This is a genomic window from Bernardetia aquimarina, from assembly GCF_042180575.1.
In the GTDB taxonomy this organism is placed as follows: Bacteria; Bacteroidota; Bacteroidia; order Cytophagales; family Bernardetiaceae; genus Bernardetia.
The window spans coordinates 3999182-4014642 of record NZ_CP170094.1; the positions used below are offsets into that span (position 1 = coordinate 3999182).

13 protein-coding genes are annotated in these 15461 nt (G+C 32.2%); 9 read left to right on the forward strand and 4 right to left on the reverse strand.

All coding sequences use genetic code 11. The features are described from left to right. The first annotated feature begins 113 nt into the window (after positions 1–113). Together ACE193_RS17140 and ACE193_RS17145 are read left to right on the forward strand one after the other, a co-directional pair. Positions 114–3425, forward strand: a complete 3312-nt coding sequence (locus ACE193_RS17140) for a S41 family peptidase (RefSeq protein ID WP_375559447.1) — start codon at positions 114–116, stop codon at positions 3423–3425. A 108-nt stretch (positions 3426–3533) separates the two neighbouring features. Further along, entirely contained in the window at positions 3534–4091 is a 558-nt protein-coding gene (locus ACE193_RS17145; protein ID WP_375559448.1) for a hypothetical protein, read from the forward strand. 63 nt (positions 4092–4154) lie between these two features. On the opposite strand, the gene ACE193_RS17150 is transcribed toward ACE193_RS17145, so the two are convergent. Then, entirely contained in the window at positions 4155–5084 is a 930-nt protein-coding gene (locus tag ACE193_RS17150; protein WP_375559449.1) for an Rpn family recombination-promoting nuclease/putative transposase, read from the reverse strand. A gap of 185 nt (positions 5085–5269) precedes the next feature. Here ACE193_RS17150 and ACE193_RS17155 point away from each other — a divergent pair, with 185 nt between their 5' ends. Further along, on the forward strand, positions 5270–5698 hold the full coding sequence (locus ACE193_RS17155; RefSeq protein WP_375559450.1) for an OmpA family protein: 429 nt from the start codon (positions 5270–5272) through the stop codon (positions 5696–5698). 90 nt (positions 5699–5788) lie between these two features. After that, the gene (locus ACE193_RS17160) at positions 5789–6970 is read left to right on the forward strand and encodes a hypothetical protein (RefSeq protein ID WP_375559451.1); all 1182 of its coding nucleotides are present in this window, start codon (positions 5789–5791) and stop codon (positions 6968–6970) included. 98 nt (positions 6971–7068) lie between these two features. Here the strand turns inward: ACE193_RS17160 and ACE193_RS17165 are convergent, their stop codons facing one another. After that, complete coding sequence (locus tag ACE193_RS17165) at positions 7069–7527, reverse strand: hypothetical protein (RefSeq protein WP_375559452.1); 459 nt, start codon at positions 7525–7527, stop codon at positions 7069–7071. Positions 7528–7887: 360 nt separating this feature from the next. Between ACE193_RS17165 and ACE193_RS17170 the strand changes: the two genes are divergently transcribed. The 3 genes from ACE193_RS17170 (at position 7888) to ACE193_RS17180 (ending at position 12520) form a co-directional block, all read left to right on the forward strand. Then, positions 7888–8049 carry a hypothetical protein gene (locus tag ACE193_RS17170; protein WP_375559453.1) on the forward strand — a complete coding sequence of 54 codons (162 nt, stop codon included), beginning with the start codon at positions 7888–7890 and terminating at the stop codon, positions 8047–8049. A 175-nt stretch (positions 8050–8224) separates the two neighbouring features. Next, positions 8225–12013, forward strand: coding sequence for a gliding motility-associated C-terminal domain-containing protein (locus ACE193_RS17175; protein ID WP_375559454.1), 3789 nt, complete (start codon positions 8225–8227; stop codon positions 12011–12013). A gap of 135 nt (positions 12014–12148) precedes the next feature. Continuing rightward, entirely contained in the window at positions 12149–12520 is a 372-nt protein-coding gene (locus ACE193_RS17180) for a hypothetical protein (protein WP_375559455.1), read from the forward strand. On the opposite strand, the gene ACE193_RS17185 is transcribed toward ACE193_RS17180, so the two are convergent. Both ACE193_RS17185 and ACE193_RS17190 read right to left on the reverse strand, forming a co-directional pair. Next, positions 12505–12945, reverse strand: coding sequence for a transposase family protein (locus tag ACE193_RS17185; RefSeq protein ID WP_375558619.1), 441 nt, complete (start codon positions 12943–12945; stop codon positions 12505–12507). The two genes, ACE193_RS17180 and ACE193_RS17185, sit on opposite strands and share 16 nt — an antisense overlap. Continuing rightward, a complete protein-coding gene (locus ACE193_RS17190; protein ID WP_375558620.1) occupies positions 12899–13441 on the reverse strand; it encodes a transposase family protein in 543 nt (180 codons plus the stop codon). Before ACE193_RS17190 ends, ACE193_RS17185 begins: the two co-directional genes overlap by 47 nt. Positions 13442–13499: 58 nt before the next feature. Between ACE193_RS17190 and ACE193_RS17195 the strand changes: the two genes are divergently transcribed. Both ACE193_RS17195 and ACE193_RS17200 read left to right on the forward strand, forming a co-directional pair. Next, entirely contained in the window at positions 13500–14831 is a 1332-nt protein-coding gene (locus tag ACE193_RS17195; protein ID WP_375559456.1) for a DUF4419 domain-containing protein, read from the forward strand. Positions 14832–14989: 158 nt separating this feature from the next. Further along, positions 14990–15172, forward strand: coding sequence for a PspC domain-containing protein (locus tag ACE193_RS17200; RefSeq protein ID WP_375559457.1), 183 nt, complete (start codon positions 14990–14992; stop codon positions 15170–15172). Positions 15173–15461: the final 289 nt, after the last annotated feature.

Sequence of the window (15461 nt, forward strand, 5' to 3'; positions counted from 1 at the left end):
TTTGTGCCTTTACTTTTTGTATCGTAATTTGTAAACAAATAAAAGAATTTTTAAGAAAAAAATCTATGCCGTTGTCGGTGTCCCCACTGACGACATAACTTTAACTTCAAACTATGTCCTTTTTACAAATCTCAAATTTTATACATAAAACCAAAAAAATAGGTTTAGCCTTGGCTATTGCTTCTACTGGTTTTGTAACTGCTTTTGCACAACAAGCCGAAAAACCTTTTTTGCGTTATCCTGCCATTAGTCCAGATGGACAGACGGTTGCTTTTTCGTTTCAAGGCGATATTTGGTCTGTACCTGTTTCGGGTGGAAATGCTACTCGCCTAACAATTCATGAAGCCTACGAATTTAATCCTCATTTTAGTCCAGATGGAAAGATGATTGCCTTTCAAGGCGACCGTTATGGAAATGATGATGTTTTTGTAATGGAAACTGTTGGTTCAATGCCAATGCGACTTACTTACCGTTCTTCAGGAGATAATTTAGCAGGTTGGACAAATGATAATTCGCTTTTATTTACTGCTCGTCGTGATTTTGCACAAGCAGAATGGGCGCACGAAATTCAGAAAGTTTCTGCAACAGGAGGAACACCAGAACGCTATTTTGATGCGCTTGGTTATACGCCTTCGATGTCGCCAGATGGGCGTTTTGTGGCGTATGTAGATGGTTATAACAAGCCACACAGAAAAAATTATCGTGGTGCTGCCAATCGTGATATATATTTATACGATACCAAAACCAAAAAATACACACAACTTACGACTTTTCAAGGGAATGATATGCACCCAGATTGGTCAGATAGTCGTACTTTATTTTTTGTAAGTGAAGCTGATGAAAGTTATAATTTATATAAAATTAATCTGACAGATGAAGGAGCAATAAATGGAACTACTCAACAACTTACTACTTTCAAAGATGATGGAGTTCGTCATTTTGATGTTAGTAAAGACGGAAAAACTATTGTTTTGGAGCAAGGAACAGGTGTTTTCAAATTAGATGTCGATTCTAAAAAAATTGAACCATTAAATGTAAATGTAACCTACGATTATCGTTTTGACCCAATAGAAAGAAAAACATATAGTAATCGTTTGCAAGAATATTCTGTTTCTCCGAATGGAAAATTAGTAACTTTTGCAGTTCGTGGAGAAGTATTTTTGATGGAAAATGACAAAGAAAACAAAAGAACGGTAAGACTTACAAACAGTGCTTTTCGTGAGCAAGAAGTTGCTTTTCTGAATGATTCTACTGTTTTGTTAGTTTCTGATAGAGAAGGACAAAAAGACATTTTTATGGTAAATTCTGCCGATGCAAAGAAAAATGGTCTTTTCGAAACTCTAAAATACAAAACTACACGACTTACAGAAACTCCTGCACACGAAGATAATTTGACCGTTTCGCCTAATGGAAAAAAGATTTCTTTTACTCGTTCGAATAAACTCATTATTGCTGATATTGATGGAAAAACAGGCAAAATAGCAAATGAAAAAGTTATTTTAGAAGGTTGGAATTCGGCTAGTGGATTGCAATGGTCGCCTGATAGTAAATGGATTGCATACAGTCAAGAAGATTTGAATTTTAATGCAGAAGTCTATATTGCAGCAGCAGATGGAAGCAAAAAACCAGTAAATATTAGTTATCATCCTCGTATTGATAGCGAACCTTTTTGGAGTAAAGATGGAAGCAAATTAGGTTTTATTTCAGAGCGTAATAATGGAGATGCTGATGTTTGGTTTGTTTGGTTGAATAAAACAGACTGGCAAAAAACAAAAAGCGACTGGGAAGAAAAGGTAAATTATGGCGATGAGCCAAAGGAAGAAGAGAAAAAAGACGACGATAAAAAGGACAAAGACAAAGATAAGGAGAAGAAAAAAGAAGTAGAACCTATCCAAATTGATTTTGATAGAATCCACGAACGCCTTGTACAAGTAACCATGATGAACGGAAATGAGTCTGATTTAGTAATTTCTGATGATGGCGAAACGTTTTATTTTGTTACTAATCGTGGTGGTTGGTCTGCTTCTACTGACGACCAAGATTTATATTCTGTAAAATGGAATGGCGATGAGCGTAAATCAATTACACAAGGAGGAACAACGCCTTACGGTGTGAGTATGTCGCCTGATGGAAAGGAATTATTTTATGTTGCTCGTGGTGGTTCGCTTTTCAAAGTTCCTGTTGCAAGTGGAAAACCTGAAGGATTGCCTTTTTCTGCTCGTATGGAAATTGATTACGAAAAAGAAAGAGAAGGAATCTTTAATGAAGTTTGGAGTTTGATAAACGAGCGTTTTTATGACCCTAACTTTCACGGCGAAAACTGGGAAGCATTAGGCAAAAAATATAAAGACTGGACTCAAAAAGCATCTTCTGAACGTGATTTTCAAGAAATTATGAATTTGATGTTGGGAGAACTCAATGCAAGTCACATGGGATATTATGCAGGAGATAGGGCGGATACACAAAAAGAACGTACAGGTCTTTTAGGAACTGAAATTGTCATGACAAAAGATGGTGCAAAAGTAATGCGTGTCATTCCAAATAGTCCTGCTGATAAAGAATTTAGTAAAATAATGGTAGGCGATGTTATTACTTCGGTAGATGGACAAGAGGTAAAAATGAATGAAAATTTCTATAACCTTTTTGCTGATAAGTCTGATATTCGTACTGTTTTGGGTGTCAAGAATGCCAAAGGAGAAACGAGAGAAGTTGTTATTCGTCCTGTGTCTTCTTTGAATGATGAATTGTATGAAGAATGGGTAAGAGAACGCCAAAAATTAACCGAAAAGTATTCAAATGGCAAGCTCGGTTATATTCATATTGAAGGTATGAACTGGCAGAGTTTTGAGCGTTTTGAAAGAGAATTGGCTGCACAAGGCGAAGGAAAAGAAGGTTTAGTTATTGATGTTCGTTTTAATGGTGGTGGCTGGACTACTGATTATTTGATGGCAATTTTGACGACCAAACAACACGCTTATACTGTTCCTAGAGGTGCAACGGAAGACTTGAAAAACCAAAAAGATTTTGCAGGTTATTATCCGTATGGTGAGCGTTTGCCTTTCCCTGTTTGGACAAAACCTTCTATCGCTCTTTGTAATGCCAATAGTTATTCGAATGCTGAGATTTTCTCTCATGCTTACAAAACGTTAGGTTTGGGTACTCTTGTTGGTCAACCTACTTTTGGAGCTGTGATTTCTACTGGTGGTGCATCTTTGGTAGATGGTTCTTTTGTTCGTTTGCCATTCAGAGGTTGGTATGTGAAAGGCTCTGGAATGAATATGGAAAATAACGGAGCGCAGCCTGATGTACTTGTAGAAAACTCTCCGAATGCAAAAGCAAATAATGAAGACGAGCAGTTACAAAAATCTGTTGAAATTTTATTGAAGCAAATTGCAGAGAAGAAAACAGATAGTGGAAAACCGTAAGCAGCCGATACTTTCCAAGTGTCGTAAACAACAAAAAGGCTTTGTATCATTTTTTTTGATAGAAAGCCTTTTTTCTTATCTTTAATTTGAACTTCTAAAAATAAAAATATGAAACACTTATTTTACCTTTGCTCTGCCCTGCTTTTCTGTCTTGGAATTATTCTTTACAAACAAACTCCTACATATAATCCATTTGATGATGTATTTGACATTGATACAAATCAACTCACAGAATGTGATACTATTATTGGAAGTTGTGGTTATTTTAATGTCCAACCAAAAACTGATAAACGTTTAAAAGTTTTTTACACAGTTTTTCTTGGAGATATAGATGGAAAAGGTTTTGTATATACAGGAGATACGATTTCCATTCCTTATAATGACACTATTTTTTTAGACTCGATAATGAATCTACCTATTAATAAAAAAGAATTTAATAAGGCATTGAGTGAATTTGGATACTCTTATTTAGATAAAATTAGTGGTGAATATAGAGATGAAATTAGAATCATTCATAGAATTAACTTTGACACACTAAAAGCTCATATTTTTTGGGAAGGTTTGGAAGGTGATTCTACAAAAATTATTCGTTTAATACAATACAATAAATCTAAACCTACTATCACTTGGAGCGAAGAGAGTGGATATATAATTAGGAGTTACTGATAGAACAAAAGGCTTTATTTTATTCTTTCGATATAAAATATTCAGTTAAGTAGCTAGTAAAAATCATTTATTTAATGAATCTGCTATTTTCTGTATTTCTTCAATAGAAAGTTTAGTTATTTTAGATGTAACTTCAATAGACAACCCCTCAAGAAGAGCATTTTTAGCATTTTCTATTTGATTAATTTCTCTACCTTCTTTTATCCCCTTTTTTAGCCCTTTTTCTTCTCCTTCTTTCAAGGATTCTTTTTTTGCTGTATCAATTACATTTTTTATATCCCTATAATACTTCAAACTATCTTCATACGCCATTCTTTGTTTTTTATCAAATTTGGCTAATTCAGCAGTTTGGAAAACCTTATCAAAAATTCGTTCTTGTAATTTTTGTGGTCTATTTTTAAATTTTTGTAGATTTTTTATGATATAAAACCATTTGTCCTCATACGTTTCCAACTCTTCTTCTTGTTTATCAAATAAAGGAATTTGAATGTATATATAAGTCAGTTTGTCATAAAAAACTTCGTGTGTATCAGTATTTAGTAATTTTACATTTATTTTTACGGGTTCTTTATCTTCTATCTCCCGTTTTTTTGCTGAATACGAATTATCATCAATCAAAAAATCTAAGATAGAAACGGTATAAACTGCCTTTAATTTAAAATTCCAATCTCCTGTTATTGCTTGTTCTTGAAGAGGAAAGGTAGAATAAAAAATGGTTTGTTCTTTGAAAAATTCTTGTCTTGCTTTTTGTAATTCTACTATAAATTTCTCTCCTTTTTCATTCTCACAATACAAATCATAAATTACTTTTCTATCCATTTTAGCCTGTCCAAGATATTCTGTTTTGAGATATTTGAGGTCAGTAATAGTAGCTTCTTTTGGTAAAACAGAATTTAGGAAATGAATCAATAAATCTTTATTTACATCAGAACCAAATAGTTTTTTAAAACCAAAATCAGTAAATGGGTTCAAATACTTTTCTTGTGTGGACATAATTCTATATTTTCAAGATGAAGAAATGTGTTTATAAATTTACAAACTAAAAGTGAAACTAGCTAATAAAGAAATCCGAATTTAGGATTAAAAAAGGCTTTGTATCATTTTTTTGATGCAAAGTCTTTTTATTGAGTACTATTTTGTAATTTTATAGGAAAGCAAACTTCTAAAAAATAAATTTTATGAAAAAAAACATATTCATCTTCTGTATTCTATTAATTTGTTCTAGTTTTAATCCATGTAGTTATCTTATTCATAGAGTTTATTTTGAAATAGGCTCTACAGAAATAAATGAAGAGGGAGGAAAAGAACTTTTTGCTGTATATTCTTTTCTAAAAACATATCCCCAATTTAAGATTATATTTGAAGGATATACAGACCAAGCAGAAGTTTTGAACAAAGAAGAAGCAATGGAATTGAGTTTGAAAAGGACACAAGTTTGTAAAGATTATTTGATAGAAAGAATGTCAGACGTTTATAAAATAGAAGAACAAATTATGGTAAAAGGATATGGATATGAACAACTTTGTGTTCCCGAAACAGTAAAAGGAGAATTTTTGAAAAAAAATAGGGAAATCAATAGAAGAGTAGAAATTAGAGTAACTCGCTAGAATATAAAAAGGCTTTGATTCATTTTTTTGAAACAAAGCCTTTTTTGTATCTTTACACAAACAGAAAAACTAGATTAGAAAAAATAAAAAATGTCATCAAATACAACGAGAACCAATAATTTACCCACCAAAGAAGAATTAATTGAAAGAATCAATCAAATTGATAATCCTTCTGAACTACTGCGTCTGCGTGTTTTTTTTGATGATGAGGTCATCAATGAAGAAGAAACAGAAGAAGGCGTAGATGAGTATAGCAAGATGATTGATGAGGTTTTGGCTATTTACAAACAGAAAGATGAACCTCTTTTGATACGTCAAGAATTGCCATCGATTAGCAAATTACAGATGTTCGAAAATCGTTTTGCACCTTTGATGTTTTGGTTTAGCATTGTTATGTTGATGCTGATGGGTTTTATTATTATGTTCAGTTTTTCTAGCGAAGCTCGTTTTTTAGTTACTCCATTAGTGCTGTGGCAAATGACAATTTTGTATGGTATTTTGATGGTTGTGCCTTTAGCAGAGTTGCTATATGTATTTCATTTGAAAAATAAAGAAGGAATAAAAGTTTCTACTAATCAACTTATTTTTAGAGTTGTGGCTATTCCTCTGATGCCTTTACGAATGGGAGCAAGACGTTTGTCAGATAATGATTGGTTGTGGATTCCGTTTTGGAGGTGGAGTAAGTGTAATGATGTGCTTTTGGAGGAGTTAAAAAGAAAGTTTAGTATGCCCATGATTGGGATTGCTTTGTTGATTATTCCTATTTTATTTATTGACTTGAATAAAACAGTTGGCGAACAGGTAGCTGCTCGTATTCCTGATATTAGTTTGTATTTAGAAGCTGTACAAGCTTTTATTTGGATTGCTTTTACTTTTGAGTTTATCTTAATGTTTTCTGTTACAAGAGATAAGCTAGATTATTGTAAGGCAAATTGGATTGATTTATTTATTATTTTATTGCCTTTAGTTTCCTTTCTAAGAACTTTTAGAGCTATTCAAGGAATTGCTAGAGTAAATCAACTGGCTAGAGCGTATCGTTTTAGAGGTGTAATAACAAAAGTAAGAGAGGCATTAGTTTTGGCTGACTTGGTACAACGAATTATGTATCCAAACCCAGAATCACAACTTAGAGCATTACAAAAAAAGATTCAAAAAAATAGAAGGGAAAAGATTCATTTAGAAAAACAGGTAGAAATGGCTGTTAGAAGAATCAAAAAACATAGAGAAAAACGAGAACTCAAAAAAGAGAAAAAGAAAATGCAAAAAAAATAATTTTTTGTTTAATATTATGTAAACAAAAAATAGTCTTGATTTTTATCAAAAAAATCAAGACTATTTTTGTTTGTAAAACTTTCTTCATAATATAAAATTTATGAATTAATAGCTTCTAAAACAGAGTCTTTATATTGAATATCAAGATTGTGAAATTCGGCATCTGGATATTTTTTGGTTAATTCTGCTCGTCCTGCTCTTACAGCAAGTGCAAACCAAGTAATAGCAGGAAGAAGTTTTCGGTGTTTTTTCAAACCATATAATTTAGACATATCGTTTTTCCATTCTGTGAAATACCATTCCATAGAAGGCTGATGAAAGGCCTTTAAAGCTCTTTTATCAAAAACAAAATTTTCAGGGCGATGTTTAGCAACATAATTTGAGATTTCTGTAAATAAAACTTTGAAATCTTCTTCTGGCATATATTCGTGTACGGCTTCACAAACCATTGTATTTGCTTTAGGAATCCAATAGATATTTGCTATCTCGTTTTGTTGTAGAACTTCTACCTTATAAGGTAATTGTAAGTATTCGTTTTCTGTTTGCATCTCTAACATAGTTGGTAAAAATTTGAAAGGTGAAAAAAGTGGTTTAGATAAAAAAATAACCCTTAAAGAGTTCTATATCATATCTAATACGAAAGGGGTTTTGTTTAAAAAAAGCTTTAAAAAAGGAATGTTTTTTCAAGAATAAGGAACATCACTTAGACAAGAAATAACCTAGACTTTGTATTAAATAAAATTTAACTTATCTTTTTATTACGTTTTTACGTATAACAAGCTAAACAACGTACAGACAAAAATATTTCTGTAATTCACTCATTTTTTGTATCTTGAATTTTAATCATAAAGATTTACAAAAATAGTTCAAACTAACATTATTTTACCTTTTCACACTCTAACTAAATTTAAAAAAATATGAATATCATGAAAGCCGTTAAAATAGGCGTTTTAGTAGTGGTAGCTATTGTAGCTATCAAACTTATCGTTGGATTTTTTGCAGCAACTTTATCAATGGCTTTTACAGCTGCTGTAATTATTGGAGGCATTTACCTTCTTTATAGCATTTTCAAATCTTAATTTTATAGCAAAATTAATAGTAAAATGTATTTTCGAATTGTTAAAAACCTTATAGGCTAGTCTTGTAAGGTTTTTTTGTTGTATTTTTAGGAAAAAATAAAGAATTATTTAAAAATAATTGCAAATTTGCTTCCTTCTGAGATTATTTAGCGTATTTACATAACTTCATAAAATTTTGAAAAATTTAATTTATACAAACTTGTTCAAAAAACGAATTCCTTTTTTATCGTTTTTGTTATTTTCTTTACTCATACACTTTTCGACTTTTGCTACACATATTGTAGGGGGAGAGTTAGAATTTAATCATATAAGAGGAGATGTTTACCGAATAGGAGTCGTAACCTATTTTGATGCTGTAAATGGAAATCCAGGAGCTATTGATGATACAGCTCTTGTTGGTATTTTTTCAAAAAGGACAAATCAACAAGTTTTGCTTTTGGACATTGCTCGTATCTCAGATGACCCAGTAGAATATACAGACCCCGATTGTGCTATTGGAAATCTTTTGGTGCGTCGTATTTATTATGCACAAGAAATTACACTAAATAGAAGCCTTTTTAATGAACCAGAGGGCTATTATATGGTTTGGGAAAGATGTTGTAGAAATAATGTGATTAGTAATATCATTAATCCTCAAGATGCTGGACTGACTATGTATCTAGAATTTCCTGCTTTGGTAGATAGAAATGGAAGACCATTCATCAATTCTGAACCTGAAATTTTTCCTCCTTTGAGTGATTATGTATGTGTAAATCAACCTTTTTTCTTTGATTTTAGTGGTTCTGACCCAGATGGAGATGAGCTTCGTTATCGTCTGACTGTTCCTATTAATGGATTCAGTACAGCAAATGACCCACGCCCAGACCCACTCTCAGGACCTTATACAACAGTAGAATTTTCCCCTGGAATAAACTTGAATAATATGGTACCAGGGAGTGTCCCTCTTCGGATAGACCAAAATGGAATTATTTCTCTTACAGCTTCACAAACAGGGCTTTATGTATTTGCTATTGCCGTAGATGAATATCGAAATGGAGTGAAAATAGGAGAAGTAAGAAGAGATTATCAGCTTTTGGTAATTGATTGTCCAACAGCGACAAAGCCAAATGTAGCCTTCCAAGCCGATGCAGAACCAACTCGTTATAGAGAAGGAACAACCATTATTCTTGACCCAAATGATCCTAGATGTGGAAATCTTTTCGTTACAGATTCTGACCCAAATACAGTAATTTCTGCTAGGGTAAAACCTATTAATTTTACAGATGGAGATGGAATATTATTGCAAAATGGTGGAAATATTAGTGGAAGAGGCGATGAACTTTCTTTGAATGTTTGTTTTCCTGAATGTCCTCTCAATCCAAATGACCCTACCGAACCGTATATTATGGATTTTATTGTTTTGGATAATAGTTGTGCTGTTCCTCTTTTGGACACTATTCGTGTAAATGTACTTATTCGAAATCCTCCAAATGACCCACCTACTTTCGTTACTGATGCTACTTTTGATGCAGCCACAAATTGCTATATAAAGGAAGTCGTAGTAGGAGAACAACTAACAATAAATACAACAGCCGACGATGTAAATGGCGACCCTCTGAATATTGATGTGAGAGGACTGCCAGCAGGGGCAAGTTTTACGGGTGAAACGCAAGGAACTCCTGTTTTGAATGGGCAAGTCCTTTGGACACCTGATTGTAATACTCTTGCACCCAACGAAACCGAAAAAACCTTTGATGTTAGTTTTACCACAACAGACACAAGAAAGTGTGATAGAACAGAAAGTGTAGAAACTTGTTTGCAAATCAAAGTAGTAAGAGATACTACACAAAATCGTGCACCCGAAATTTCTGCAAATCTTACTTTTGATGCTGCAACAAATCAATATGTCTATGATAGTATTTTTGTAGGAGAAATAATTGATTTTAATACACTTGCTACTGATCCAGATGGAGATAGTCTGACTGTTGAGTTTGTTCCTCAAAATTTTACAACTACTGGAAGAAGTATTACTTATTCGCCTTTACAAGGAATTGGAAGTATAAATTCTGATTTCTTATGGCAAACAACTTGTGAAGATTTGGACAATCCACGCAATCCACAGACTTTTATCATGAACTTTAATGTAGCTGATTATGATGCTTGTGGAAATGCTGATTCGACAGACCAAATACAAGTACGTGTTGTTTTGCTTCCTCGTCCGAATATAAAACCGACCATTCGTGCTTCGCTTGTCTATGATTCGACAATGATGGCATATTGTGATACACTTACTTTGGGAGAACCTTATCGTTTTACACTCACAGGCGATGACCCAAATGGAGATAGCATTCAAATTACAGGAAATGGAATAGGATTTACTTTTGCTGACTATCAAATGCAATTTACACCAGTACAAGGAAGACCAATCTTGACAACTGATTTTGTATGGAATACAAATTGTGATCAAACAAATATTCCTATTGGAGAAGCAATAAATTTGAAATTCAGAGTAAGAGATTTTAATGAGTGTGAAAGTTCATTAGAAGAAGAAATTGATGTAAAATTAGTTGTTCTTCCTCCAGACCCAAATAATACAGCACCAGAAGCAAGACCAGAAATAATAACTTTTGATACTCGTGAACAGGTTTTTGTGGACACCGTTTTTGTAGGTGATGCAATTTCATTTGATGTTTTGGGACTTGATGCTCAAAACGATAGTGTTCTTTTGTATGCACAAGGAGTAGGTTTTGAGCTTTCTGATTTTAATATGAGTTTTCCACAAGTAAGTGGTTTTGCTCCTATTGAAAGTACCTTTGACTGGCAAACATTGTGTGAATATTTAGGAAATGACCCTGTTGCAAACCCTAGAAGAGAATTTTTGATTGATTTTATTATTAAAGATTTTAATGAGTGTCAAGAATCGTTAGGTGATACAGTAAGAGTAAAATTGATTTTATTGTACGAAAGAAATCCAAATCGTTCGCCTGAGCTTTCGGCAGATTTGACTTTTGATGCTGCACAAGATTTATATATTCGTTCAGTTCGTGTAGATGAGTCTGTTCGTTTTGATGTAACAGGAGAAGATGTAGATAATAGTTCGCTTTCTTTAATAGGAAGAGGAATAGGATTTAATTTTGCTGATTTGAATATGAATTTTGAAGATGTATTTGGTTTTCCTAGTCTTATAAGTGAGTTTACGTGGCAGCCTTCGTGTTCGAATCTCGGTTTTCAGAATGCAGATACTTCTTATTTTGCAGAATTTATTGTTACTGATATTGCCAACTGTGATATTATTTATACTGACACAATTAAAGTTCGTTTTGATTTGACTGTCGATCCAAGAAACACACCTCCTACTTTGGAACTTCAAAATGTAGATTCGATTTCTACTTCTAATCCGAATGAATGTGTTGTTCGTATATCGATAGGACAAGAACTAATTATTCCTTCCCTTGCCAATGATGCAGATGGAGATAGGTTGGATTTGTCGGCTCGTGGAGTTGGTTTTATTCTTTCAGATTTGGGAATGCAATACGAAAACAAACAAGGTTTCCCTATTCTTGAAAGTGATTTTTCTTGGACTCCTCAATGTGATATTTTGGGAGGCGAGTTTAGCAAAGAATTTAAAGTCATTTTTACGGCTTCGGATACTACTCGTTGTGGACTTCGTGCTTCTACCCCAAAAACGCTGACAATTATTGTAGAAGATGCTTCTGTAAATCTTGATTTTACACCTGCTAATGTCTTTACTCCGAATAATGACGGAAAAAATGATACTTTCTATATTCCAAATCTTCCAGAAGACGATTGTAATGACCAGTTTCAAGGTGTAGAAATCTATAATCGTTGGGGAACATTACTCTTCGAAAGTAAAGACCGTAATTTTGAATGGGACGGAAAAAATGCTACTTCTGGTCAGTATTATTTCTTAATCAAATACAGAAATAAAACTTACAAAAACTGGCTTACTATTTTGATAGATTAATGTAGCTTACACTTTAGCATTAGAAAAGTAATTTTATAAGAATACCATTTTTATCATTCAAAATGAAGTTAAAAATGGTATTTTTGTTTTGTAGAATGTTTGTTTAAAAAATGAGTTATTTGCAAATAGAAAAAAATGAAAAACACAATTCTTATAATCTTCTCGCTTTTGCTATTATTTTTTAGTGCTTGTAATTCTGACAAGCAAGTAAAAGAAGTTTCTAATCCAGATAGCTTACAGGTAGTTGCTCAAAAAATTACTCAAGACTCTTTAAAAAAAATAATGCAAGAGAGTTTTGAACTAGGCGATACTTCTTTTCGTATCCCAAGCAGCAAACGATTTGATGTAGATAATGTACAAATAGCAAAAGAGTTTTTAGCTATTAATGAAGGTAAAAAAGTTTTTGAAAATCAATTAAATAGAGAGCTTATCTTTATGCCAAAAGAGCATCAAAATGCTGATTTAGTAAGTGCATACAATAATAGACTTTATTACGATAATTTTTGATAGGTTATTCTTGTCTTTACCCTTAAATTATGAATACCACACGCAATTTCCATGACTTGGTCTCTTACCTCTTCTCCCCACAATCGGATTTCATCTAAGACAATTCTAAGTCTTTTTACTCCTGCTATGCTGTGTTCTGCACGTACTCTACGACTAGACTTTTTACTATTTTCAGCCTTGTCCTGCTCCGATAATTCTTTTCCTCTAGGCTTTTTTTTGGGTTGCTCAATAAGGACACCTTTAGGTCTATGACCTTGATAACCAGTATCTTGATGAAGAATAGTTCCCTCAGGAAAGGTAATATCATCTTCTTCTAATAAACGTTTATCGTGTACTTTTCCTGTTTCTGTATCTCCTAAAAAAACTACCTCTTGATGTTTATCTGTAACTAAAGTATTTTTTATAGTGTGCTTTTTTTTTTCCACTATATACTTCTTTTTGAGCTTTGTAATCGGAGGGACGAGGAATTTCACGTTCGCTTCCATCTACCCATAACTCTAAGGCTTTACCTGCTTCTTCAACACGATCTGCAAGTTTTATTGTCCATTCCGATTCATTTCTTGCAGGCAATACATTAATTTTTCTTAAACTTTCTTTTAAAATGGGAAGAAGGCTGTTAATCCATTGATTAACTTTTCCTTGAGAAACATCAAAAGTAAGAGCTAAAGATTCCTGTAAAGGGTTGTTTTTCAAGTAGTAAAGGATAAAAAAAAGTTTCATTTCACTACCTTTTAGTTGTATTTTTGCGTGTTCTCGGAAGGTGGGCTTATTTCTAGCCTTTCCTTTGAGGTCATAATACATATAATGTTTTTCCCAAAGTGGAGAAAAAGTAGCTAATAACTCATCAAACTCTTTGATAGTCAAGCTAGTAAGAGCCATAAAAGGCTTTTCTTTTTTACGTAAGTTAGGTAAATCAATCATAAAGTAAGGATAAAATGACCGCTAATATAATAAAATTTACGTTTTAAAGTCTAATATTTTGATACAAACTATTCATACATCTTTTGATGAACATCGTCCTTTGGTTTTGTCACCTGATATTATTTGGCTTGCCATTACACAAGGAACTTCCATTCATATCAACGAAAATTTTAAGTCTTTAGAGAAAATTATATTCAAAAAAAATAAATCTAAGAAATTGATAATTAGAAATGATAGTTTAGAATATGATGGCAAACACTGGCAAGAACTTGTGACTTCTTTGTCTAATGAAACTACAAAATATACCAATTCAGATTTTTATTCTTTCTTCGTCCCCAAATTTTCTACCACTACTAAAACTCAAACTACAGCTTATCAAGTAACTTTACTTAATTCGTATAAAAAAGCTTTCGAGTATGTTGGAGAGAGTGGTTGTGGGATTCCTTATATTACAATTACAGGAACAAAAGAAGACTGGGAATTGATTTATTCAAGACTAAAAGAGCTAGACAAATTAGGACTAAAATATTGGAGAATAGAATTAGAACCTATCATTCAAGAGTTTATCAATGTTTTTGATGATAAAAAAAATACTGTTTTTTGGAAAGATATTTATAAAAATATACTTTCTTATGGGCATGCGTATAGTTCGGGTTGGATTATAAAATTTTTCCCCTATTTGCCTGCCATAGGTAAAAGAATTGGTATGGATACTGTAAAAATGGATATGAAGTATGAAAAGATTTTTATCAAAAATAAATTTATAGAAGGCAACAAATATCTACTTTCTACCTTATCTACATCTGATTTTCCTTCTAGTATTGTAAAAGTTGATATAACTTGGAACAATCAATTAAAAAATGAAACTAAAAAACTGAATCTTTATGCTGGTTTTTTTGCTATCAAACAATATCCAGATAAGTCTTTAGAGCCTCTTATTTCTTGGGCTGTTTGCGAACAAGAACCAAAATTAGCAGACCACGACCTCAAAAGATACCGTAAAGATTACACAATGCCCCATCAAGACCAAGTTTGGAGTCCTTTTGTAGTAGATAGTATGACTAATTTGGCTATCTATAATCATAGAGAATTTAAGAGAAGCAAAGAAAGTATTGAGTTTGTGAAACAAGAAATTAAAGACCAACTCACAGGAATTGATGTAGCAAAAGATACAGTTTCTTTTATAGTTTTGATTAATGGAAAAGTACACGACATAGAGTTTACAGGCAATAAAAAAACGAAAAAAATAATTGAAGAAACTCTAAAAAGACTTGATAAAGAATGGTTTCCTGCTTTAATAAGTAAGGGGGATTTGCTTTTGATGGATGATTCAGGAAATGGAAATGTGAAAATAAAAGCCAATAGTAAAGTTGTTATTCCATTAGATTAGCTTTTTTTATAAAAGCCGTATCACAATTTAAAGAAATTTATCTTTTTTTGTAACCTTATAAGTCATTTATTCGTAGCTTATAATGTAGAAGTGTGTGTAATGCAAAAACCACATTTTTTTAAATAAATTACTCACTATTAAAATAATCTATCTTCTTTATGAAACTTACAAAATCTACTTATGATTCAGTTATAGCAGGTGTTTGTGGAGGAATTGCAGATGCTTTTGGCTGGGATAGCAATTTGATTCGTATAGCGTTTGTTCTATTTACATTTTTTGGAGTAGGTTCGCCTATTCTTCTTTATCTTATTTTGGCTCTCGTAATGCCTAAAGAATTTTAATATAATCAAATAGAAAAAATAAAGATTTGAATTAGAAATAAAGTAACATAGTTAGGAGTAATTAAATATCTCAAAGCAATAATATATCGCAAGCAAAACACTTTTATAATTCTATTTTGCTTCAAATTCCACTTTTTAACCAATTAAATTGTTAAAGAGTGGAATTTTTTATGGATTTGTTTGTACTTTGAGTTTATTTTTTCAAAAGTTTACTAACTTAGCATATCCATTCTATAATTTATTCTACATTTAGAATTGAAAATTGAATGAAAATATAGAAATACAAAAG

Coding starts and splice junctions, on each gene's coding strand:
- ACE193_RS17140 (WP_375559447.1), top strand. CDS start 114: ATGTCCTTTTTACAAATCTCAAATTTTATACATAAAACCAAAAAAATA.
- ACE193_RS17145 (WP_375559448.1), top strand. CDS start 3,534: ATGAAACACTTATTTTACCTTTGCTCTGCCCTGCTTTTCTGTCTTGGA.
- ACE193_RS17150 (WP_375559449.1), bottom strand. CDS start 5,084: ATGTCCACACAAGAAAAGTATTTGAACCCATTTACTGATTTTGGTTTT.
- ACE193_RS17155 (WP_375559450.1), top strand. CDS start 5,270: ATGAAAAAAAACATATTCATCTTCTGTATTCTATTAATTTGTTCTAGT.
- ACE193_RS17160 (WP_375559451.1), top strand. CDS start 5,789: ATGTCATCAAATACAACGAGAACCAATAATTTACCCACCAAAGAAGAA.
- ACE193_RS17165 (WP_375559452.1), bottom strand. CDS start 7,527: ATGTTAGAGATGCAAACAGAAAACGAATACTTACAATTACCTTATAAG.
- ACE193_RS17170 (WP_375559453.1), top strand. CDS start 7,888: ATGAATATCATGAAAGCCGTTAAAATAGGCGTTTTAGTAGTGGTAGCT.
- ACE193_RS17180 (WP_375559455.1), top strand. CDS start 12,149: ATGAAAAACACAATTCTTATAATCTTCTCGCTTTTGCTATTATTTTTT.
- ACE193_RS17190 (WP_375558620.1), bottom strand. CDS start 13,441: ATGATTGATTTACCTAACTTACGTAAAAAAGAAAAGCCTTTTATGGCT.
- ACE193_RS17200 (WP_375559457.1), top strand. CDS start 14,990: ATGAAACTTACAAAATCTACTTATGATTCAGTTATAGCAGGTGTTTGT.